Source organism: Paramesorhizobium endophyticum (assembly GCF_014640615.1).
GTDB classification, from domain to species: domain Bacteria; phylum Pseudomonadota; class Alphaproteobacteria; order Rhizobiales; family Rhizobiaceae; genus Paramesorhizobium; species Paramesorhizobium endophyticum.
This window is the reverse complement of sequence record NZ_BMHH01000027.1, coordinates 1-18,868: the sequence shown is the minus strand read 5'-3', so window position 1 is coordinate 18,868 and position 18,868 is coordinate 1. Positions and strand designations below refer to the sequence as shown.

Annotated in this window: 21 protein-coding genes and 1 pseudogene; 9 read left to right on the top strand and 13 right to left on the bottom strand. The window is 58.6% G+C overall.

Going from position 1 to position 18,868, the window contains the following annotated elements; genetic code table 11:
* Together IEX53_RS21100 and IEX53_RS21095 are read left to right on the top strand one after the other, a co-directional pair.
* Positions 1 to 570 carry an NAD(P)H-dependent oxidoreductase gene (locus IEX53_RS21100; protein ID WP_236016304.1) on the top strand — a complete coding sequence of 190 codons (570 nt, stop codon included), beginning with the start codon at positions 1 to 3 and terminating at the stop codon, positions 568 to 570.
* A gap of 3 nt (positions 571 to 573) precedes the next feature.
* Positions 574 to 978, top strand: a complete 405-nt coding sequence (locus IEX53_RS21095; RefSeq protein ID WP_188826159.1) for a DUF6220 domain-containing protein — start codon at positions 574 to 576, stop codon at positions 976 to 978.
* Positions 979 to 1,008: 30 nt separating this feature from the next.
* Here the strand turns inward: IEX53_RS21095 and IEX53_RS24055 are convergent, their stop codons facing one another.
* The 9 genes and pseudogenes from IEX53_RS24055 to IEX53_RS21050 form a co-directional block, all read right to left on the bottom strand.
* Entirely contained in the window at positions 1,009 to 2,514 is a 1,506-nt protein-coding gene (locus IEX53_RS24055) for a DUF3363 domain-containing protein (RefSeq protein WP_505815914.1), read from the bottom strand.
* A gap of 880 nt (positions 2,515 to 3,394) precedes the next feature.
* The gene (locus IEX53_RS21085; RefSeq protein ID WP_188826157.1) at positions 3,395 to 4,105 is read right to left on the bottom strand and encodes a lytic transglycosylase domain-containing protein; all 711 of its coding nucleotides are present in this window, start codon (positions 4,103 to 4,105) and stop codon (positions 3,395 to 3,397) included.
* A 4-nt stretch (positions 4,106 to 4,109) separates the two neighbouring features.
* Positions 4,110 to 4,379, bottom strand: coding sequence for a DUF736 domain-containing protein (locus IEX53_RS21080; protein WP_236016309.1), 270 nt, complete (start codon positions 4,377 to 4,379; stop codon positions 4,110 to 4,112).
* A 105-nt stretch (positions 4,380 to 4,484) separates the two neighbouring features.
* Positions 4,485 to 5,027, bottom strand: a pseudogene (locus IEX53_RS21075) (S26 family signal peptidase); the annotation flags it as partial.
* On the bottom strand, positions 5,024 to 5,542 hold the full coding sequence (locus IEX53_RS21070) for a DUF2840 domain-containing protein (protein WP_188826156.1): 519 nt from the start codon (positions 5,540 to 5,542) through the stop codon (positions 5,024 to 5,026). The gene IEX53_RS21070 and the pseudogene IEX53_RS21075, both read right to left, overlap by 4 nt.
* Entirely contained in the window at positions 5,539 to 5,793 is a 255-nt protein-coding gene (locus tag IEX53_RS21065) for a hypothetical protein (RefSeq protein WP_188826155.1), read from the bottom strand. The genes IEX53_RS21070 and IEX53_RS21065 overlap by 4 nt, the downstream gene beginning before the upstream one ends.
* Positions 5,790 to 6,443 carry a ParA family partition ATPase gene (gene parA, locus IEX53_RS21060; RefSeq protein WP_188826154.1) on the bottom strand — a complete coding sequence of 218 codons (654 nt, stop codon included), beginning with the start codon at positions 6,441 to 6,443 and terminating at the stop codon, positions 5,790 to 5,792. Before parA ends, IEX53_RS21065 begins: the two co-directional genes overlap by 4 nt.
* On the bottom strand, positions 6,440 to 7,531 hold the full coding sequence (locus tag IEX53_RS21055) for a replication initiator protein A (RefSeq protein ID WP_188826153.1): 1,092 nt from the start codon (positions 7,529 to 7,531) through the stop codon (positions 6,440 to 6,442). Before IEX53_RS21055 ends, parA begins: the two co-directional genes overlap by 4 nt.
* Positions 7,532 to 7,804, bottom strand: a complete 273-nt coding sequence (locus tag IEX53_RS21050; RefSeq protein WP_162694273.1) for a helix-turn-helix transcriptional regulator — start codon at positions 7,802 to 7,804, stop codon at positions 7,532 to 7,534.
* 469 nt (positions 7,805 to 8,273) lie between these two features.
* Here IEX53_RS21050 and IEX53_RS21045 point away from each other — a divergent pair, with 469 nt between their 5' ends.
* Entirely contained in the window at positions 8,274 to 8,564 is a 291-nt protein-coding gene (locus IEX53_RS21045) for a DNA -binding domain-containing protein (protein ID WP_188826152.1), read from the top strand.
* A gap of 7 nt (positions 8,565 to 8,571) precedes the next feature.
* On the opposite strand, the gene IEX53_RS21040 is transcribed toward IEX53_RS21045, so the two are convergent.
* The 3 genes from IEX53_RS21040 to IEX53_RS21035 form a co-directional block, all read right to left on the bottom strand.
* Positions 8,572 to 9,213, bottom strand: coding sequence for a DUF2285 domain-containing protein (locus IEX53_RS21040; protein ID WP_308429164.1), 642 nt, complete (start codon positions 9,211 to 9,213; stop codon positions 8,572 to 8,574).
* On the bottom strand, positions 9,152 to 9,367 hold the full coding sequence (locus tag IEX53_RS24050) for a transcriptional regulator domain-containing protein (protein ID WP_236016303.1): 216 nt from the start codon (positions 9,365 to 9,367) through the stop codon (positions 9,152 to 9,154). The genes IEX53_RS21040 and IEX53_RS24050 overlap by 62 nt, the downstream gene beginning before the upstream one ends.
* Positions 9,368 to 9,535: 168 nt before the next feature.
* Positions 9,536 to 10,063, bottom strand: a complete 528-nt coding sequence (locus tag IEX53_RS21035) for an antirestriction protein ArdA (protein WP_188826151.1) — start codon at positions 10,061 to 10,063, stop codon at positions 9,536 to 9,538.
* A 588-nt stretch (positions 10,064 to 10,651) separates the two neighbouring features.
* Between IEX53_RS21035 and IEX53_RS21030 the strand changes: the two genes are divergently transcribed.
* A complete protein-coding gene (locus tag IEX53_RS21030; RefSeq protein ID WP_188826150.1) occupies positions 10,652 to 11,500 on the top strand; it encodes a hypothetical protein in 849 nt (282 codons plus the stop codon).
* Between the two features lie 2 nt (positions 11,501 to 11,502).
* Positions 11,503 to 14,847: a DEAD/DEAH box helicase gene (locus IEX53_RS21025; RefSeq protein WP_188826149.1), complete on the top strand. Its 3,345-nt coding sequence runs from the start codon at positions 11,503 to 11,505 to the stop codon at positions 14,845 to 14,847.
* 415 nt (positions 14,848 to 15,262) lie between these two features.
* Here IEX53_RS21025 and IEX53_RS21020 read toward each other — a convergent pair.
* A protein-coding gene (locus IEX53_RS21020; RefSeq protein ID WP_188826148.1) for an IS3 family transposase occupies positions 15,263 to 16,350 on the bottom strand; the annotation gives its coding sequence in 2 pieces (ribosomal slippage) (positions 15,263 to 16,095 and positions 16,095 to 16,350; 1,089 coding nt in all).
* Between the two features lie 119 nt (positions 16,351 to 16,469).
* Between IEX53_RS21020 and IEX53_RS21015 the strand changes: the two genes are divergently transcribed.
* The 4 genes from IEX53_RS21015 to IEX53_RS21000 form a co-directional block, all read left to right on the top strand.
* Positions 16,470 to 16,667 carry a hypothetical protein gene (locus IEX53_RS21015; RefSeq protein WP_210311680.1) on the top strand — a complete coding sequence of 66 codons (198 nt, stop codon included), beginning with the start codon at positions 16,470 to 16,472 and terminating at the stop codon, positions 16,665 to 16,667.
* Positions 16,668 to 16,790: 123 nt separating this feature from the next.
* Positions 16,791 to 17,114 (top strand): type II toxin-antitoxin system HigB family toxin, encoded by a 324-nt coding sequence (locus IEX53_RS21010; protein ID WP_188826146.1) that lies wholly within the window; start codon positions 16,791 to 16,793, stop codon positions 17,112 to 17,114.
* Positions 17,104 to 17,484: a helix-turn-helix domain-containing protein gene (locus tag IEX53_RS21005; RefSeq protein ID WP_188826145.1), complete on the top strand. Its 381-nt coding sequence runs from the start codon at positions 17,104 to 17,106 to the stop codon at positions 17,482 to 17,484. Before IEX53_RS21010 ends, IEX53_RS21005 begins: the two co-directional genes overlap by 11 nt.
* A 12-nt stretch (positions 17,485 to 17,496) precedes the next feature.
* Positions 17,497 to 18,868, top strand: a 1,372-nt coding sequence (locus tag IEX53_RS21000; protein WP_210311679.1) for a recombinase family protein, incomplete at its 3' end; no start/stop codon positions are given.

The following is an 18,868-nucleotide window of genomic DNA, read 5'->3' as shown; positions in this document are numbered from 1 at the left end:
ATGATGACCAAGACTCTTGTTCTTATTTTCCATCCGGATCTCAGCCGTTCCAAGGCGAACGCCGTGCTTGCCAGGAGGGCGGGAGCGCTGCCGGGTGTCGAGGTGGTCGATATGCAGGAGGCCTATCCCAACGGGATGGACATGCGGCGCGACGGCGAACGGGAGGCGGCGCGATTGCTCGAAGCCGACCGGATTGTCCTGCAGTTCCCAGTTCAATGGTATTCCACGCCGCCTCTGCTGAAAGCCTGGCAGGATGCCGTGCTCACACGCATGTTCTATATCGCTTACGAAGCAGAGGGGCGCCGCCTCGAGGGTACACCGCTGATGCTCACGGCAACCGCCGGCAACACCGCCGAAGCCTATCGGCCAGGCGGGACCAACATGTTCGCGATATCAGACATATTCACGCCCCTGCGCGCCACGGCGAACCGATGCGGACTGATCTGGACGGAGCCGTTCGTCATATACCGTGCCGACAAGCTCTCCGTCGACGAGCTCGGAAAGCTTGGCGAAAACTATGTCGACGCTTTCGCAAACTGGATCGGCAACTCCGGTTCGAAGAGAGGATGAGCGATGACAAAGGTGCATGACACATTGACCGACCTCCACCTCGGCACGCCTCTCTGGTTCGTCCTATCCGCGCGGCTGCTTCCGTTGGGCATAGTCAGTCAGTTCTTGAGTGCGGGAGCGGCTCTGTTCATCGGTGCGTGGGATTGGCATATCCACAAGGCAATTGGAGGAGGCTTGTCTTTGCCGATAATAGTCTTGTGCGCCGGTGTGCTTATCATCCCGCGCCTGCGTGGTTTCAACTGGTGGGTTGGATTGGTCTTCACACTCTATATCGTCCAGTTCGCATCGGCGGCCGGGGCGAATTCGCTAGCGCTCGCATTCCACCCGTTCAACGGAGCGCTCCTACTGATGGCCAGCCTAGTTCTGCTCGCTAAACTCGAACGCCGGTTGACGAAGAGCAAAAAGTAGTTTTGCAGGAACAGGTTTCACTTCAGCGAGCTACAGTACCAATCCTCGCTTCCGCCCCAACTGCCATGATGCGGAACCGCCCTGAACGACGCCGACGACCTCGCGACCCAGTTGGCGGTCGATGACCGACCGCCATGGAACAAGGGTGAACTCGTGGGTTTTTTCGACTATGGCGAACTTGCCACTCGATAACTGGACTGTCCCGGTGAACTTGCCATTGAGAGTTTCTCCATCGGCAGCCGCACGGAACGGCAGTCCTTTGCTCCCGGTCATTTCCGCACCGACGCGGGCGACTTCCCGTTCGCGCAGATTGGCGAGTAGATTGCGCCGATAGAGGATGCGTCCGTTCTGCTGCAGCGTGGCATCGCCCTGTGCGATATGATGCTCGCGGCGCTGATCCATCGCCTCGCGCACCTGCTGACCGAACCCTGCCGGGGTAAGATCCGAAGCGTCGGGAGTAACCAGCCTCCGGTCCAGCCAGGTCGCACCATCGGCACCGATCTGCTTTTCCAGATCGAAGGTCGAGACGACACGGATGCTGGCCTGCCGGTTGCGACCGGCATCATAGGCGGTGGCGCGGTTCTCGAAGTCATCGGGGATGCGCCACTGGTCAGCGTCGATCCGCTCAGCGATCCCGGCGCGGCGCAGCACCTCCAGTCGCCGGACATGAGCATCGACACAGCCGTCGTAATCACCGCCAGGCACACGTCCCTCGAACTTCGCCTGTTCTAGGTGGCGGCTCGGTCGGTAGATACCATTCTCGGAGATCGCAGCGATGGTGCGATCGGAGGGACGCTGCGCCGTATCGGCGGGGCCAACTTCAACGATGCTGCCGATCCGCGCGTCTTTGACGCGGGCCGGATCAATGCCGGGAAGATGGTGTGTTCGCCCGTCGATGCCGTCCACCACGAGCGTCAGGTTCTCGCCCATCTCGTCGGTGAGATATTTGTCCACGACGCGGCCGGTGATGGGTGCCGCGGGCGCCGCATCGTGAAGTTGGAAGGTCATCGGATCACGCTCCTGCCCATCAGCCTTCAGCGCCTTGTGCATGTTGCGGATGATGTCACCGCGCTCCCCCAGTTCACGCAACGCCGGTTCCATCTTCGCACCAAGCTCCCAGACGCCGGGTGCATGTTCCGTGGCCAGCCCCATCTTTTCTAGTTTGGCGAGACGGCGCAGGCGAAGCGTGCGGTTGAACTGGCGGCGCGCATCGGCCGGTTCATGGCGCAGATCGAGGAACCGTTCGTCGGCCTCCTCGGCCATGGCGCGGTCGATGCGCGTGAAGCGATCCTGATCGATTTCGGCAGACAGCTTGCGGCTCTGCTCGATCTCGGTCACGGGGCCGAGTTCCAGCGTGGTCAGTTCGCTCGCCCGCTCACGAATACCATTGGCGAGATAGTCGCCATTGATGACCAGGTTCTCGCCCAGATCGTCCTTCCCCCGAACAATGACATGGACATGGGGATGGCCGGTATTGTGGTGATTGACCGCCACCCAATCAAGTTTCGTGCCAAGGTCAGCCTCGATGCGGCTCATCAGATCGCGGGTGTGTTCGGTGAGGTCGGAAAGATCGGCGGCATCCTCGGGCGAAACGATAAAGCGGAACTGGTGGCGATCATCCTTGCCGCGATCAAGGAAGGCATCTCCATCAGCGCGATCGTCGGTGGCGGAATAGAGCTGGCCACGTTCGCCATCACGCGAGGTTCCATCGCGCTGGATATAGCGCAGATGGGCAGCCCCTTTTCCGTTCTTCCCCGCGCTCTGAACGTACCGGGTTTTGACGACGACGCGGCGCACTCCGGCCGCACTGTGGCGCCAGCCGCCTGACAGGGTTCGGGCGCGGACAAAGGCCGAGCCACGGCCACGCTTGACGCCCGGACCTTTACCCGCGCGCGATGCCTTCCCGCTCTTTCCGGCTGAACCAGATGAAGGCGACGAGGAGGTCCGGGATGCGAATGATGATGATCTGCCGGGGCTGTTGCTGTGCTGACGCGCCAGCTTCTTCGCCTGCGTCAGAAAGCTCTTCGCCTTGCCCGCCTTCGGTAAGTCGGATTTGATCCGACCTAGCCTGGGACGAAAGCGGTTCTCGTCGTCGGCGCTCATGGGCGCATCCCATGCCGTTTAGGCACGCAAACGGCAGATATTCGGCTATAGTGCCGGTCAAAACCCAGCAAAGCCAAGGCTTTGCGCCATATCACGGCACGCGAGACCCAAAAGCAGGGTGCCGTGCGCCGCGCCCCAAAACAGTGTGCAGACAAGGGCTTGTCCAGAAACCGCCCCGATAGAGTGCCGGTTTCCTTTATCTTGCCCTCCGCCTTCCCTGCCCTTTCTGCCCTTCCTGCCGGGAATGCAGCCAGGCGACCCCTTGCCTGACTGCACACCGGAAGCGGACCGAAAGCGCGTGGAGACGCCATGCTCATGGCGCATCTCCATTGCTCGCACGGGCCACGAATATGCCGCCGCCCTGCGGCTCCTGATCGACGGAATAGCGCAGAGGAACGGTTGCGCGGACGTCGTTCGACGGCTGATTGGCCGCCGCCGAATCACCGCTGGATTGCGCAACAAAGAGCGGAGCTTCGCGCCAATCCGGCGGTGGCGGCGGCACGATCGTCGGCACATCGGGCGCAGTTGCACTGCCGAGAACAGGTGCGAGCGTGGCGACATAGGCGCGTGTTTCTGCGGGCAAAGTGCGACCTGTCGCCAGATGCTCGTCATAGCGACCGGGACCGGCATTGTAGGCGGCAAGCATGGCCGCGGCATTGCCATAGCGGTCCCACATCTCCCGCAGATACGCTGTGCCTGCGAGGATGTTGTCGCGCGGATCGTAAGGATCGCGCCCGAGGCCATGGCGGCTGCGCAGGCCCGCCCAGGTATCGGGCATGACCTGCATCAGTCCCATTGCACCCGCCGATGAGATGGCGCGCACATCGCCCGCGCTTTCAACAGGCAGCACGGCCCGAATCCAGTGCTCTGGAATGCCGAAACGCTGCGACGCCTCGGCAATGAAAGCAGCATGGGGATGCGCGGTAACAGGCGCGGGTTGCGGCGTGACCTGCGCAATCGCTGGCGTCAATCCGCTGCCCGCCGACAGCAGGGCCGTGAAGAGAAGAAGGGCGCGGGATCGCATGATCTTAGTCCCGATCTTCGCGGGGTCGCGGGCGGCTCCAGTGCAGCGACCATGACGAGCCTGTGTCGTCATCGCGGAACAGGTTGGCGCGGATCGGCTGCGGCAAGGCGGGATCATCGAGCAGCACCGAGAGATATTCGCCAGCCTTTTCGCCGGTGCGTTTCCATGCAGCCCCGACCTCCGGCCCGTCATGTTCAATGTAATGGACGCGATAGTCCGGCGCATTCTCCGCATCAGAATGTTCGGCGGGCACGATGACGAGATCGCGCTTCATGGTAAGCGTGACGAGCTGACCGGCGAAGCCGGATGCGTCACGCGCAAATTGACCGACCTGTGGCATGGTGTGTCTCCTTATGTTTGTGGGTTTGGCGTGGGGTCCATGCGTGGCCGCCCGCCATTCGTAGCGGCCATCGCCTTCCTCATTGGTCCAGAGCGGGAGCGCCCGGCCGATAACGGAACTGGCGGGAACAGGTCCGAAGTAACGGCCGTCGAGGCTGTCCCGAATGTCCCAATTCATGAGGAAGAGTTCACCGCCGCCGATGATGCGGCAGCCCTGCCAGACCGGCAGATCGCGGCCCATGCGGTCGCGCTCCAGCGCGTCCCCCATTTCGACATGATCGACGGTAATGGTCGCACCGTTGCGGCAGACCCGCTGTCCCGGCAGGCCGAGGACGCGCTTCAGCAGCGGTACGCCGCGTCCGATATAGCCGCGCTCGACCATGAACCGCTCCAGCGGCTCAGACGGCATGATGGCGACCAGTTCGGGAACTTCGAGCGCATCGGCGGGAGCAACTGTGTAGAAGCCGATGGGCGCGCTGGCAGTCGCATTCCAGATCAGCCGGATTGGCAGATCGGCAACAGCCGTGGCGACAAGCGTTCCGACAGCCAGCATCGACACGGCAAGGATATGACGGCGGCTCATGTTGCGATCCTCCGGCGGCTGACCCATGCGGCATGGCGCTCCGGGGTGTAGGGATTGGGTTCCTGACCGGCACTCAAACGGTTGTGGACGTGCCGCCAATGGTCCGGCGCAACATCCGCCGGATCGACGCCAAACGCGTCCGCGGCATCAATCAGGGCCAGCACCCGCTGGACTTGTCGCCAGCCGTCAATACGCAGCAGGATCTCGCCGCCAGGGCGAACGAAGGGCACGGTCTGGTACGGTTCGCCACGCCCGACAGCGCGCAGGATGTCGAGCCGCGAAATGATGGTGCCGTAATCGTTGGAGGCCCAGCGGACGAAGGCGAAGATGCTTTCGGGCGCAAAACCGATCCGACTGCGGCGGCGGTCGATGATCTGCTCGAAGCTCTTGCGGCCGAATCGTATCCACCGCTCGACCTTCTTCTTCTGGAAGGTCAGTTCGACCAATGTAGTGAACGGTGCAGGCCCGTCCGCCTGCGGATGTTCATGAGCAGCGCGCACGGTTTTGCCGGTCATGGCTGATCTCCTTCGGTGGGTGGAAACTCGCGGACCAGCAGCTCGCGCAGCATCACGGCGACGGTGACGCCACGCCGGAAAGCGGCAACCTTGATGCACCCGCGCAGTTCGGGCGTGATGTCGATGGTCAGGCGGGCGGTGAACGCCTCCGCAACCGTCTTGCCGGTTGTCGGCGCATCGGCAGCTCTGACCCAGCTATCGGGATTGCCCGGACGCGATGCGAAGCCGGATTTGACAGGCGGACGTGTCATGACACGCTCCTTCCGATGCCCAGACCATTGTTCTCGGTCACCAGGGCTGTGACTTCCCTTGCGGCCCGTTCGCCGCCATCAGTCTCGGAGACCAGTCGCCCGGTCTGTGCGGCTTCGGCGAAGGCGACACGCTGGCTGATCGTTGTGGCCAGCAAGGGCGGATCATGGTCTGCCAGTGTCTCGGCCGTTTCGCGGGCGATGACAGTGCGCGCAGCGCATCGGTTCAGCAGAAAACGGGGGGACAGCTCCGGGCGATAGATGCGCGCTTCGTTCAGAAGCGCCAGCATCTCGGCCGATGCCCAGCCGTCGAAAGGAGATGGCTGCACCGGGATCAGCACCAGGTCGGCTGCAAGCAGCGCTGAGCGCATCAAACCAGCGACACGGGGCGGACCATCAATAACGACATGATCGGCGTCACGCGCCAGCTCCGGCGCTTCCCTGTGCAGAGTATCGCGGGCAAGGCCGATGACGGTAAACAGCCTTGGCAGCCCTTCATGGCTGCGCCGCTCCGACCAGTCGAGTGCGGAGCCTTGCGGGTCGGCATCGATCAGGATGACGCGCTTGCCTTGCGCAGCCCAGGCTCCGGCAAGATGCAGCGCCAGCGTGGTCTTGCCCACGCCGCCTTTCTGATTGAGGAGCGCGACGATCATGGCGTACCCCTCCCAGGTCGGCGGGAAGTGGCACTGGCACCGCGCCTCCCATGCGCGCGCGTCAAAGAAGAAAAGTTAGATTCTATGTTAGATTCTAAGTTAGCAGCCGGATTCTGCTTTTCATTCCAGAGGCTTGGTTGGGGTTCGTGCGCCTGATGTGCCGACAGTGCTGCGCCTGATGTACCGATACCCTTTGCGCCTGATGTACCGACGGCATCCACAATGTTATCCACAGGCACTGTGGATAGATTTTCAGGGCGGATTCGCAGCAGTTCGCGGCGATCTTCGCGCAGGATCTTGAGCCTGTAACCGGGCAGCGGCTGGCGGGCAGCAATGCGGCGCAGGTCCAGTGCGAAGTCCGATGGCCGGGCCATGCTGCCGGATTTCTGGTAGAGGTGGGCGATCTCGAACAGCCAGCCATGCGGCTGATGTCCGGCATGTTTGCGAGCGACACGGTATAGCCAGCGCTCGATACCGCCGGTCAGCCGGAAATAATCCGGGTCGATGGTGAGGACCAGCGAACGGTCGAGGACGCTGTTGTAGAACCACTCGGGCAGGACAAACTCCATGCCCTCGACGCGACCGTCGCGCGTGGTCATCTCTTCCCATTCGTTGATCCAGGAGAACTGGCGGCGGCGCCAATGCTTGCCGTTACGGATCGTCGTGGCGACGACCGTGGATTGCAGCCGGGCAAGCGCTGCCTTCAGTAGCAGATATTGCCGGTTGCCGGTGTCGCGCCCGATGGCGCGCAGCAGATGATAGGGCGTGAAGCGGAAGAAGCGGGATGTCTTGATGCCGTTGTTTTCGGCGGCGACGATCTGGCTTGCAGCCCAGATCAGCACATCAGCATCCCAGATCGTCGCCATTCCATGTTCGGGCATCCCGAACACCTGCACCTCGACATCGGCGGTCTTGTAGAGGATGGGCTTCGTGCGCGGCGTCTTCGCCAGCGAGAAGAATGGCCGTTCCATCAGATCGCGCTGGTCGCGCGGACTGGCATCGCCGGTTGCGACCACGAAGGGATCGAGGTGGCTGCGCTCGCTGGCGCCTTCTCGCCGCAGGGCGTCATGGTGATCGACGCGCCGCATTCAGAGCTTGCTCCGCTCTTCAGGCGTCAGGGGACGCGCCGGAAAGACCGTGCCGGCGTCCTTGTCACTGGTGGATTTGCGTGCTCCAATGTCGGCCCAGGACTGAAGATCCTCGACCGTATAGAGGACGCGGCCGCCGATCTTGCGATAGGTCGGGCCGGTCCCGTAGGTGCGGTGCTTTTCCAGCGTGCGAAGAGAAATGCCAAGGAAACGTGCTGCTTCCTGAGTGCGCAGCATGCGCGGTGGCATTTCCGTGTTGCGGCGCTCGGCCATGAGATCACCTCCGGTTCGTCAGGTTGATGCGGCTGCCGGAGACGGCGGCGCGCTATGGCGAACCATGGGAAGTGATCGGCGGCGTGTAGCGTGCCGCATTTGCGCCTATGCGCAGACGGCACCCCCGAAAGGAGCTATGTCAGCGCGAAAAGACGTGAGATTTCAGCAACTCAGGGAGGCCTATGCGGATTCGCTCAAGACATCCGCGCGCAGTTCGGCTATGAATGCAGATGGGGCAGACGCACTGCTCCGGGGCTTAGTAACCCCTGACTAGCGGTTGGTGTCGGCCGTGACGGCACCATACTCCTTGACCCTATGGTCGGGGAGCCTGTGGCGTATGCAACAGGCTTTCCAGCTAAAGGCCATGGGGCCGTCTAGTCACGGTTACTAACTCCCCGATCACCAGGAGTCAGAGAGTTTTATTGCGGGGGCGAACCGCAGAAACTCTTCTGAAAGAAGGGGAATAACCGTGAAAGCACCCGTCGAACTTGACCCCGATGTGGATGATCTGGCCCCGTCCGGCCTTGTCATCACCGCCTATGACGAGCAGCACTTTGTGACCTATCTGCGTATTCTGGACGCCAAGTCCGAGGAAGCCGACTGGAAGGAAGTGGCGCGAATTGTTCTGCACCGCGATCCGGCAACAGATGAGATTCGCACCCGGCGATGCTGGCAGAGCCATCTGGAACGCGCCAAATGGCTGTCGCGGGAAGGTTACAGGCAAATATTGGAACAGGCTGCAGCAAACAGAAATCGGTGAGATCGCCTCAGTCGCCTTTTGATCGTGGAATCGGCTTGACCGGATAATGCAGAAGCAGCCGATAGCCGCCGCGCATCATCCTGATGCCGTGGGCAACAAGACGACGTGCCTTGTTCTTGCGCGGATCAGTCTCGAAATCTTCTTTGTTACCACGGAAGCCGAGCAGGACTTCGGCAACGGCGCGATAGCTTTCGCCATGCAGCCGTGCGTCCAGCGCCCGCAGCGACAGAAGGTGCCATTGGCGAAGCTGCGCTGGCATGGCGCGAATATCCGGCCCCGGAGAGCGGCCTGTCAGGCACCTCCAGAGGCGGCGGGCCGCATGGGCGCGTAATTCCATGAACTCGTCCATGGGCAGGATTGCAGCATAGAAAGCTGCCGCATCGATCGCCCCCTGTTGCAGCCAGAATTGATGCGCCATCCCACCGACACGCCAGATTGCGTGCCAGCCATCCGGCGCGCGGCGCAGGATCAGGCCATCGAGATGTGCAAGAGCGACAAGCCACCCGCGATCGGCATCGTTCTGCTCGACTGGAGACAGAATAATGGCTTGCGGATTGAAATGCGGCGACCAGAAAGGCGGTGCGCCGTCAGGCTGCGCGTCGGGGTCGTGTGCGAAATCGCACCCCCCAGCGGGAAGCAAAGGCGTCAACCTCATCTCCCGCGGGTTCTCTCCTCTGCGTGAGTCTCACCACGTCACGGCGATAGTCTTCGTTGCGACGAAGATATTCCCAGGCGAAACCGGCGGGCGGAAAGTCTTTAATGCGTCTATAGGCCGCCGGAGTACGCCAATCTATGCTGTGCATGGCGCGTCCTCCCATAATCGGACAACGCGAGACATCGTCCGATCCGGAGAGGCTGCCGCAACTTCAGCGCTTCGTGTAGCCAGACTAAGAAGATAAGTGGATCGCCTAAACCGATAAGTCTGTTCAGCATTCCTCTCCAGTGCCCCAGAAACTAATCCACCCGTTTTTTCATCTGTTGGAAAACACATGGACCTCGCCATATGCGGTCTCGATGGTGAAGAACTCGCCGGCCATCTCAGCGTCACGTGCCATCGCATCCCAGTCGATATAGTAGCGCAGAGTGTCGGGGATCGTGACGCTCTCGGTGGTCACTTCTTCCGTGTAGTCGGCAAGCTTCGGGAACTGACCGTGATAGCCGTCCTGCAAAGTGAATTCGGCTTGATCTATGTCACCGCCGAACTGCTCCAGCAGGCCAGCTTCTAGTGCGCCATGCTCTTCTATGAAAGCGGCCATTCGCACCACGGTGCCGATTTCAGCATACTCCCTGATGTTGACACCTTCGAAGCCCTCATAGTCGTGAATGGCATATCCCTCTGCCTCCTTGATCGGGGAGCGCGCTAGCATGGCCGCAATCTCGTCCCTGATTTCGTCTCCGGACTGGTCCGCGTCGATCCAAGCCCCATGCAGATAGCCGTTATTGTAAGCGGCAAGGCAGGCAACATAGATGCGAGGATTGCTGTCGGATACGTTCGTCATGTCCATGATCCTTTGGGTTTTGGGTTCAGAGCAGCGAAGCGCCGCTCTTGAACCCTTGCCCGTCGGCGAGACTGGGGTAGCAAACAGCAACGGCGGCCAGGGCGGAGGGGGATCACCCGGCCTGCACAAGCCTATTTGGAAGGATGGGGATACCGCCCTGAGCGGTTCACTTACCTTGCTGGCGCGAGGGCAACGCCCTTAGTGCCTGAGCACCACCATACTGTAGAACTCCTGCGCCGCACCACGTGATGATGAGAACTACGTTTACGCCATAGCCCTCTAAATGAACTTGCAGGTAGGACCGGCAGCCAGATTAAGCTCGAAGAAATTCATAAGTAAGTTTCCCGTTACACGCCGATGAACGGCCGATATGGGGCCGCGAGCGGAATCACAGCTTCAAGACGCTCAAAGGGAATAGCTATCGGATCCAGTCGCCGCTCTTCGCTAGACCGATTTACTGTCAATAATTTCTTGGCGTAATAGGATTGTCTGCATGGGGTTGCTTACCCTTCCCGCACATGAACGTGCTACGGTCCGACAGCGACCTGTCGATTCGTATAGACTTTGGGCTCTGGGAGATACCACCGTATGCCTCTGGGATTTTTACAAGCTGAGGACAATAACGTTTGTGTGCTCACGCAGTGGTCCGTAGATCAATACGATGTTTTGGTAGACGCCTTGGCTTGGCTCTACCTGCGAAAACCGCTTCATTCATTCCGCATCATGCAGGGGCTCGAACCAGGTACCATAGGTTTGTTTGGAAACGCTAAGCAGGGTGCCATCGACTTACTTCTGTACGATATTTCAGACATTGTTGCCGACTTGGAAAGTGCGGACGCCGACATAAGGGAGTCAGCGAAAAAGAAACAGGACGCTCGCATGTCACATCGAGACGGCCTACTATTTCAGCATATCTCTTGGATCGCAGCCCGACTTCAATTTCCCACGGCGGAAGCGACCCCGCCTCATGTTAGAAAGGCGGACAAGGGTTTCGATGGGGTTCTGGTGGATGTTGACATCGCGAACGTTCAATTATCGCGGGTTGTCCTTTGCGAAGACAAAGCGTCAATAAGCCCGCGTGGCCTTGTCACTTCCAGTATATGGCCGGACGTCAAATCGATCATAGCGGGAAACAGGGATATCGAAGTCCTAGATGCTATCACACCGCTGCTCTCCTCTCTCCAGGAGGAAGATCGGGAATTGGCGATCGCTCGTCTGGTTTGGGAACGAGCCCGACATTTTAGGGTCGCCCTCACCGTAGGAGACGACCAGATTCAGAACGACGCATATAGCCACTTATTTAACGGGTTCGATGACAATGCCGGCGGTGAGGTCACCGCTCGTTTGGCCGAAGTAATGCCAATGAAGGATGTTCGGAAATACCTTGACGATCTAGCTACTCAAGTCGTCGCAAAAATTCAGTCGATGGCGGTTTAACAATGTTCGATCCTGTCACCGCAGAGTTCGTTCGTTCTGCCGCACCGCTGCCTGGTCTCGACCCTGCGAACTTGGTCGATGAGCTAACCGCTGCGTACGTAGACATTGCTGCAACCAGGTTGGCCATGGGAACAGATAATCCGCAGCTACAGAACCTGTCTCAACTCGCCGATCGCATGAGCAGGCTCGCGGATGCATACGAAGCAGAAATCGTTCTCGATGTGCAAAGTGCTCGCCGCCGATCCATTGCTTTCGTGGCCGCTTCGGCAAGGCAAGTCCTGGCACAAATTTCAAGGCTCCTCGCGAGCGCAGATGCGCCGACGGCACTTAATGACAGAATGGTAGGCGCGGAATTGTCCGCATCACTTCTTTTCTTAATCGCACAACGATCATCCGATGCTTATGAAGCGTCTCGAGAGATTAGTGCGGCCCGTGAGCCAAACGCGATCCGCCGCGCCTTGATTTTGGCTATCGGTCGATTTGCCCGTGGTCAGTTCAGATCGCTGCTCGAGATTGATGCCGAGCAAGAAGCTCTGGACACATCCAATCCGACTGATTTGGCTGCAGACCTGCTATTTCGAGAGTTGCTGCGAGCTCTGCAAGTGCTGGCTTCCGTTGGATTGGGGGAAACAGGGCTGGAGGGCATCGAAAATGCTCTAGCCAGTTTTCGACAGGTCCAGAAATTTGCGATCGAAGAAACGACCGCAGCAGGGCCAATCGAAAACTTCTCCGCGACGTCAGTTTTCGCCGGGCCATACCATTTGGCAGCGCTTCTCGAACGAACGGCGAGCTCATTCGGGCAGGATGTACTTGTTCTCACTCCGTCGCCCTCAGGTGCAGACCAAGCTAGCTGGGGCGAGTGGCTAAAGAGCGAAGCAGGCCGATGGCCCTTCCTTTGGGAAAATCATCGAGACGCGATAGCAACTGGCTATTTGGATCAGGGCAATTCTTTAGTCATGACCACCCCTACGGGGTCGGGGAAGACAACTCTCGCTGCCCTGAAGATTGCTGCGACTTTGGCTACAGGTAAGACCGTGCTGTACCTAGCACCGACACACGCTCTGGTAGGTCAGGTTCAAAATGACCTTAATGAGAGAGTTGTCGGCTTAGCCAAGGCAGAAAGTATCGAAGATGTCGGAGTGGAGGCCACCGCCGAAAGCCTTCCCGATATCGCTGTCGCTACGCCCGAAAGGTGTTTTGCTCTTCTAACGTTCGCGCCCGAACTTTTTAAGAATGTCGGTCTTCTCGTATTTGACGAATTTCACTTGTTGGGTGTGAATTTATCGGATGCAGGCGTAGAGCATACAAGGATCGATCGCCGGTCTATCGACGCAATGCTTTGTTTGCTGACGTTTCAATCAATCAACTCTGGCGCCGATTATCTGTTGCTTTCCGCAATGGTAAGCAACGGCCAGGAAGTCGCGGACTGGCTGCAATCTATTGTCGGACGTAGTGTCAAAGCATTCGATTACAAATGGAAACCGACGCGTCAGCTCAGAAGCTGTGTCCTGTATGATAAAGCGGAGATAACGGATCAAAAGCAATCCCTAAGAGGTGACCCACCCAATAAGAGACCAGCCGCTCGACCGTATGGCATGTTCTCGCTATCAAGCGGTTGGCATCCGGATGCTCCAGATAGATTGCTGCTGCGCCCATTGACTCCGGACCCGGTTCCTTTGGGATACGGGAGTAGCAGGGCAGGTCCATATCTAACGTCAAATCGCTACGAAGTTGCTGCGACAATCGCTAAGCGGTTCGCGGACAGCGGCTTAAAGGTAATTGTTTTCTGTGAAAGCATCGTGACCTGCGGCAGCGTTGCCAACGCTTTGAACAAAAAGTCGGAAGCGTTCGAAAGCGAACGGGACGATACACAAAACGAGTTTCGAGAAACCGCCGTTAAAGAGTTAGGCTCAGAGGCCGCACTTTACGATGCCGGAACAATGATCGCTGCAGTTCACCATGGCGAGTTGTTGCCTACCGAAAGACGTCTGGTGGAAGGTTTGTTCCGTCGCCGCGATAGCCAGCTGAAGGTACTTGCTGCGACATCTACACTTGCACAGGGACTTAATCTTCCTTGTGACGTTGTGATTTTAGCTTCAATGGATCGACTCGATGAAAGCGATCCAGAAGAGAAAAGACGGTCGAACCTGGAACCACACGAAATTCTGAACGCCCTCGGTCGTGCCGGGCGGGCTGGGCAAGCGGCTACTGGCTATTCCATCGTAATACCGGGACAGCCGACTTGGTGCGATCTGACGACTAAGTATGTGGAGTACGACGGAGATCTTCAACTCGTCTTCGCGGACGGCGATCAATGTCTCCCACTTGCCGACCCACTTACCGTTCTCTTCGATATAATTGAGACGAGAGGCGTTGCTGGTAGTGATGCTGACTACCTTCTGCGTAGGCTGGCGGTTTCGCTTGGTGAAGAGCGAGAAGGCATCGAGACCTTTGAAAAACTGTCGAAGCGTACGTTCGGCTATTTCCAACGTCGTTTAAAGGGTGTTGCTGAAGCGGATGCCTGGCTAGAGAAGCGAAAAGCCACACTTACAAAGCACTTGAGTGAGAATGCAGAACAAGATGGGTTGCCATGGCAAGAAGAGTTGGCGGCCAAAACCGGTGCATCGCCTAGTTTCATCGGGAAGCTGGTGAAAGCATACGAAACAGCGCCAGCTGACGCTCTAGAGGCGTCAACCTGGATAGATTGGATGTTAGCGCAGTTGAGCGCCGACGATGTCGACACAGACTTTTTCTTGCGACCCGATGCCATGGGCAGAGTCTTCGGTCGGGCGTTTACTGCCCAGAAAAGCCTACCCGATCAAAGAACTATCGGCATTGAAGGGACCCGCCTTGCGCTGCAGTGTTGGTTTGCCGGAGACACTCTGGAAAAAATGGAGGCGGACATCGCGGCGTTTGTGGCGGCTCATGAGGGCATTGTCGCACGGCCTACAAAAGCGGACAAAAAAGCAAAACGCGCGCGTCGATTAGTGCTCCGCGTTGCGCCCGATATGGGGTTTCTATGTGGTGTGCTCAGCCAAGTTGCGCAGAAGCTAACCGCTGAGACCGAGAAAACGGTGTCGCCGATGCTTGGCTTTTTGCCACAGCTAGTTCGCCAAGGTTTTAATAATCCCTACCAACTTGCGCTCGCGGTCGATGCAGGACACTCATCTCGTCTCGCCACCATTGAGCACTACTCCACCCTATCTTCGGAGATCACTAGAGTGGCTACGGACGAGTGGGATACAATTCGCGACAAAGTAGAAAATGCCCGCATAAAAGAGATGTTCTCAGTAGACGCTGCCGACTTTGAGGAGATTATAGCTTTGCTACAAGACAAAAAGGAATAAGATGTTTCTTGAACGCTGTTGTAACGCAAGTCAGCCCGTCTAAAGTGAATGTCCGCTTTAAAGCGGATGACGGCCCAGCAGTTGCCGACCCATTACTTTCCGCTCGTTAAGCTTTCTGGATTCGAAGTTCAGGTACCTCGATTACTCGAATCGAGTGCTATGGATAGCGGTCGTCTAATGCCCCATAAGCTACGTCTACGCAGGGTCAAAAACGACCAATCGACCGGAACCGATTCGAACTCGACCGAGTACGAATTGAGCATATGGGCCTCACTCACCCTCTCTCCGCCTCAGTGTGCCCCATCCCTTTTCTACGCCAAGGCATCCTATTCACCGCACGGAGTGCCGCGAGACCTTCCTCAATTTGGCATTCCACGGGTAATCCCCCCATTTTTAACGGGCTCCGCAGTAGAATTCACGCGGCCATTTTCAGTTTCTGTGCGGGCGTTATGCCACCGATGCCCATATTGGGCCGTTCATTGTTATAGGTCCATAACCATTGCGTGGCGAATTCCTGTGCCTCCTCGATGCTTTCGATGATGTACTGGTCGAGCCATTCATGCCGGACAGTGCGGTTATAGCGCTCGACATAGGCATTTTGCTGCGGCTTTCCTGGCTGGATGTGGTTCAAGGCAATGCCCTGGTTCGCAGCCCATTTCATCAGCTTGCCGCTGATATATTCCGGGCCATTGTCGACTCGGATGGTGAATGGCTTGCCGCGCCATTCGATGATCTGGTTCAGGCTGCGGATGACGCGCTCGGCCGGCAGCGAGAAATCCACTTCGATGCCCAGCCCTTCGCGGTTGAAGTCGTCCAGAACGTTCAACACCCGGAATTGCCTGCCATCCTCCAGACGATCCGCCATGAAATCCATGGACCAGACCAGGTTCGGCGCATCCGGCACGGCCAGTGCATCGGGCTTGTCGCGCTTCAACCGCTTACGTGGCTTGATCCGAAGGTTCAATTCCAGCTCGCGATAGATGCGGTAGACACGCTTGTGGTTCCAGCGATGTCCCTGGACATTGCGCAGGTAAAGAAAGCATAGGCCGAATCCCCAACTCTTCTTGGCTATAGTCAGCCCGATCAGCAGGTCGGCGATCTGCTCGTTCTCGTCGTTCAGCTTGGCGCTGTAACGATAGCAGGTCTCGCTGATACCAAAGGTGCGGCAGGCAAGCGCAATGCTTACCCCACGCAACGCCACTGCTTTCCCGGCCATCTCCCGGCGTATAGATGGCCGCGTCATTTTTTTCCGAGTGCCTCCTTCAGAAGCTCAGCCTGCATGCTCATCTCGGCATACATTTTTTTGAGCCGACGGTTCTCGTCTTCCAGAGCCTTCATCTGGCTGATCATCGACGCATCCATGCCGCCGTATTTGGCCCGCCATTTGTAAAAGGCGGCCGTGCTCATCCCATGTTCCCGGCATATCTCGGACACAGGGACCCCGCCTTCCGCCTGGCGCAGGATCGCAAGAATTTGGGGTTCGCTAAATCTGCTCGTCTTCATCAAAATCTCCTCGATCATAAAGCCCGAGAAAATTCTACTTTTGAAGCCCGTTAATTGGCGGGGGGATTACCCACGCTTCCATGTCCCCTGCCCTTTCCGGGCATGGAATTATGGAGACAATGGCAGTTAAGCGGAACAGGATCAGCAACAATGCTATTTCGCCCTCGTCCGAACAGGAAATGGGCCGGAACGAGCTTGCCCGCACCGACGCAGCGATCCAGTCCATCGCTCGGTTGATCGGCCGCCAGATCGCCCGCGAGCAGTTCGAGCGCAAGGCTCAGAAACAACAGCACGTGAAGCCCCTTTCTTCGCCCTGATGGTTCAACTGCCGGCCTCGCTGGCAAGCGACATGTACGCATTTTCACCCGGTGCCAGCTCCCTGCACCGGGCTGATGCCGTTTTTTCTTGAGACCGTTTTGGTCCCGTGATAAAGGTGACAGATGAGGATTATTGCCCGCCGTACTTTGCGCGAATTTGTCGAAAGCCTCGCGGGGCAAAAAGAGCAGCCGGCCGTAAAGGCTGCACTCGATGCCTGGTTCGACGAAGTCAGCAAGGCGGAGTGGGTGAGCACCGCCGATGTGAAGCGACTTTATGCGACGGCGAGCATCGTCAGTGCCGAGCGGATCGTCTTCAACATCAAGGGCAATGACTACCGCCTCATCGTGTCGGCGGACTTTGAGAAGAGTATCGTCTGGATCAAGTGGCTCGGCACGCACAAGGCTTATGACAGGATCGACGTGAAGGAGATCGAACATGGCAACTGATCTGAAACCGATCCGCACGGAATCGGATTACGATGAAGCGCTAGCCGATGTCGAACGGCTGTGGGGCGCCAAGAGCGGCACGCCAGAAGGTGACCGCTTGGATGTGCTGGCAACGCTGATCGACGTCTATGAGGCGAAGCACTATCCTATGGATCCACCTGATCCGGTAGAGGCGATCCGCTTCCGCATGGAGCAACAGGGACTGACCCGCAAAGATCTGGAGCCGATGATCGGACCGCGCAATCGGGTTGCAGACGTGCTCAACCGCAAGCGCAGCCTATCGATCGACATGATCCGGCAATTGCATATCCGCCTCGGCATCTCGGCCGAGGTGCTAATCCGGCCAAGCCGGATGGATAAGGTAGCCTAGGAGAGACAACCGATGACCCGCGTTGCACTTTATGCCCGCTATTCCTCCGACAATCAGCGCGCGGCATCGATTGAAGACCAGATGCGCATCTGCCGCGAGCAGGCGAAGCGCGAGAATTGGAAGATCGTCGGAACCTACAAGGATGCTGGCATCTCCGGCGCAAGTATGATCCTGCGCCCCGGCATTCAGGCACTCATTCAGGATGCGCAGGCAAGCCATTTCGACGTTGTGCTAGCGGAAGCGCTCGACCGTATCAGTCGTGACCAGGCTGACGTCGCCACCTTCTACAAGCACCTCAAATTCGCTGGCGTTCCCATCGTCACGCTGTCCGAGGGCGAGATCAGTGAGTTGCATGTCGGCCTCAAGGGCACGATGAACGCGCTGTTCCTGAAAGACCTTGCCGCCAAAACCCATCGCGGCATACGTGGCCGCGTCGAGGAAGGCAAGTCAGGTGGGGGGCTATGCTTCGGCTACAACGTCATCAAGCAACTCAATGCGCGCGGCGATCCCATTCGTGGTGATCGCGAGATCAACGAAGCCGAAGCGAATGTTGTCCGGCGCATCTTCCGGGAGTTCGCCGCTGGCGTGGGTCCGCGTACAATCGCCCGCACATTGAACGAGGAAGGTGTCCCCGGTCCAGCTGGCAAGCTCTGGAGCGACACCACCATCCGGGGCCATGTGAAGCGCGGCACTGGACTGGTGAATAATGAACTCTATATCGGTCGTCTGATCTGGAACCGGCTTCGCTACATCAAAGATCCATCGACCGGAAAGCGCGTCTCACGTCTGAACCCGGAATCGGAATGGATCATCAAGGATGTCCCGGAGCTGCGCATGGTCGATGACGAACTCTGGCATTCGGTTCGTGTCCGGCAGGGCGAGATCGCCGAGAAGTTTGCAAACGTCACCGAAGCCGTGCGCAAACACCACAAAAAGAACCGTCTGAACAGCACACGTCGCCCGAAGTCCCTACTGTCCGGCCTGGTGTTCTGTGGCTGCTGCGGAGGCCCCTACTCGCTTCGCGGCGCTCATCGGTTCGCCTGCTCGAACCACATCAGCAAGGGCGCCTGTTCAAACAGCCGCACGATCCCGCGTGAGGAATTGGAAGCCCGCGTGCTTTCCGGCCTGAAGGATCGGATGATGGCGCCTGAGATCGTTGAGGAGGCGATGCGCGCCTATGCCGAGGAAACCAACCGGCTGAACCGGGAACGCCGCTCCAGCGGCGATGCCTGGAAAGCGGAACTGGTCAAGATCGAGAAGCAGATCCGCGGCATCATCGAGGCGATCAAGGCTGGCATGTTCCATGAGAGCATGAAGGGTATGCATACGAGCAGGGCCGCGGCCTTGCCTCGTACATGCGGGTACGGACGGGCGTATGATGGCT

What these genes read in the sequence shown, in the direction of transcription:
- IEX53_RS21100 (WP_236016304.1), top strand. Translation starts at nt 1, where the DNA reads ATGATGACCAAGACTCTTGTTCTTATTTTCCATCCGGATCTCAGCCGT.
- IEX53_RS21095 (WP_188826159.1), top strand. Translation starts at nt 574, where the DNA reads ATGACAAAGGTGCATGACACATTGACCGACCTCCACCTCGGCACGCCT.
- IEX53_RS24055 (WP_505815914.1), bottom strand. Translation starts at nt 2,514, where the DNA reads ATGAGCCGCATCGAGGCTGACCTTGGCACGAAACTTGATTGGGTGGCG.
- IEX53_RS21085 (WP_188826157.1), bottom strand. Translation starts at nt 4,105, where the DNA reads ATGCGATCCCGCGCCCTTCTTCTCTTCACGGCCCTGCTGTCGGCGGGC.
- IEX53_RS21080 (WP_236016309.1), bottom strand. Translation starts at nt 4,379, where the DNA reads ATGAAGCGCGATCTCGTCATCGTGCCCGCCGAACATTCTGATGCGGAG.
- IEX53_RS21070 (WP_188826156.1), bottom strand. Translation starts at nt 5,542, where the DNA reads ATGACCGGCAAAACCGTGCGCGCTGCTCATGAACATCCGCAGGCGGAC.
- IEX53_RS21065 (WP_188826155.1), bottom strand. Translation starts at nt 5,793, where the DNA reads ATGACACGTCCGCCTGTCAAATCCGGCTTCGCATCGCGTCCGGGCAAT.
- parA (WP_188826154.1), bottom strand. Translation starts at nt 6,443, where the DNA reads ATGATCGTCGCGCTCCTCAATCAGAAAGGCGGCGTGGGCAAGACCACG.
- IEX53_RS21055 (WP_188826153.1), bottom strand. Translation starts at nt 7,531, where the DNA reads ATGCGGCGCGTCGATCACCATGACGCCCTGCGGCGAGAAGGCGCCAGC.
- IEX53_RS21050 (WP_162694273.1), bottom strand. Translation starts at nt 7,804, where the DNA reads ATGGCCGAGCGCCGCAACACGGAAATGCCACCGCGCATGCTGCGCACT.
- IEX53_RS24050 (WP_236016303.1), bottom strand. Translation starts at nt 9,367, where the DNA reads ATGCACAGCATAGATTGGCGTACTCCGGCGGCCTATAGACGCATTAAA.
- IEX53_RS21035 (WP_188826151.1), bottom strand. Translation starts at nt 10,063, where the DNA reads ATGACGAACGTATCCGACAGCAATCCTCGCATCTATGTTGCCTGCCTT.
- IEX53_RS21030 (WP_188826150.1), top strand. Translation starts at nt 10,652, where the DNA reads ATGCCTCTGGGATTTTTACAAGCTGAGGACAATAACGTTTGTGTGCTC.
- IEX53_RS21025 (WP_188826149.1), top strand. Translation starts at nt 11,503, where the DNA reads ATGTTCGATCCTGTCACCGCAGAGTTCGTTCGTTCTGCCGCACCGCTG.
- IEX53_RS21015 (WP_210311680.1), top strand. Translation starts at nt 16,470, where the DNA reads ATGGCAGTTAAGCGGAACAGGATCAGCAACAATGCTATTTCGCCCTCG.
- IEX53_RS21010 (WP_188826146.1), top strand. Translation starts at nt 16,791, where the DNA reads ATGAGGATTATTGCCCGCCGTACTTTGCGCGAATTTGTCGAAAGCCTC.
- IEX53_RS21005 (WP_188826145.1), top strand. Translation starts at nt 17,104, where the DNA reads ATGGCAACTGATCTGAAACCGATCCGCACGGAATCGGATTACGATGAA.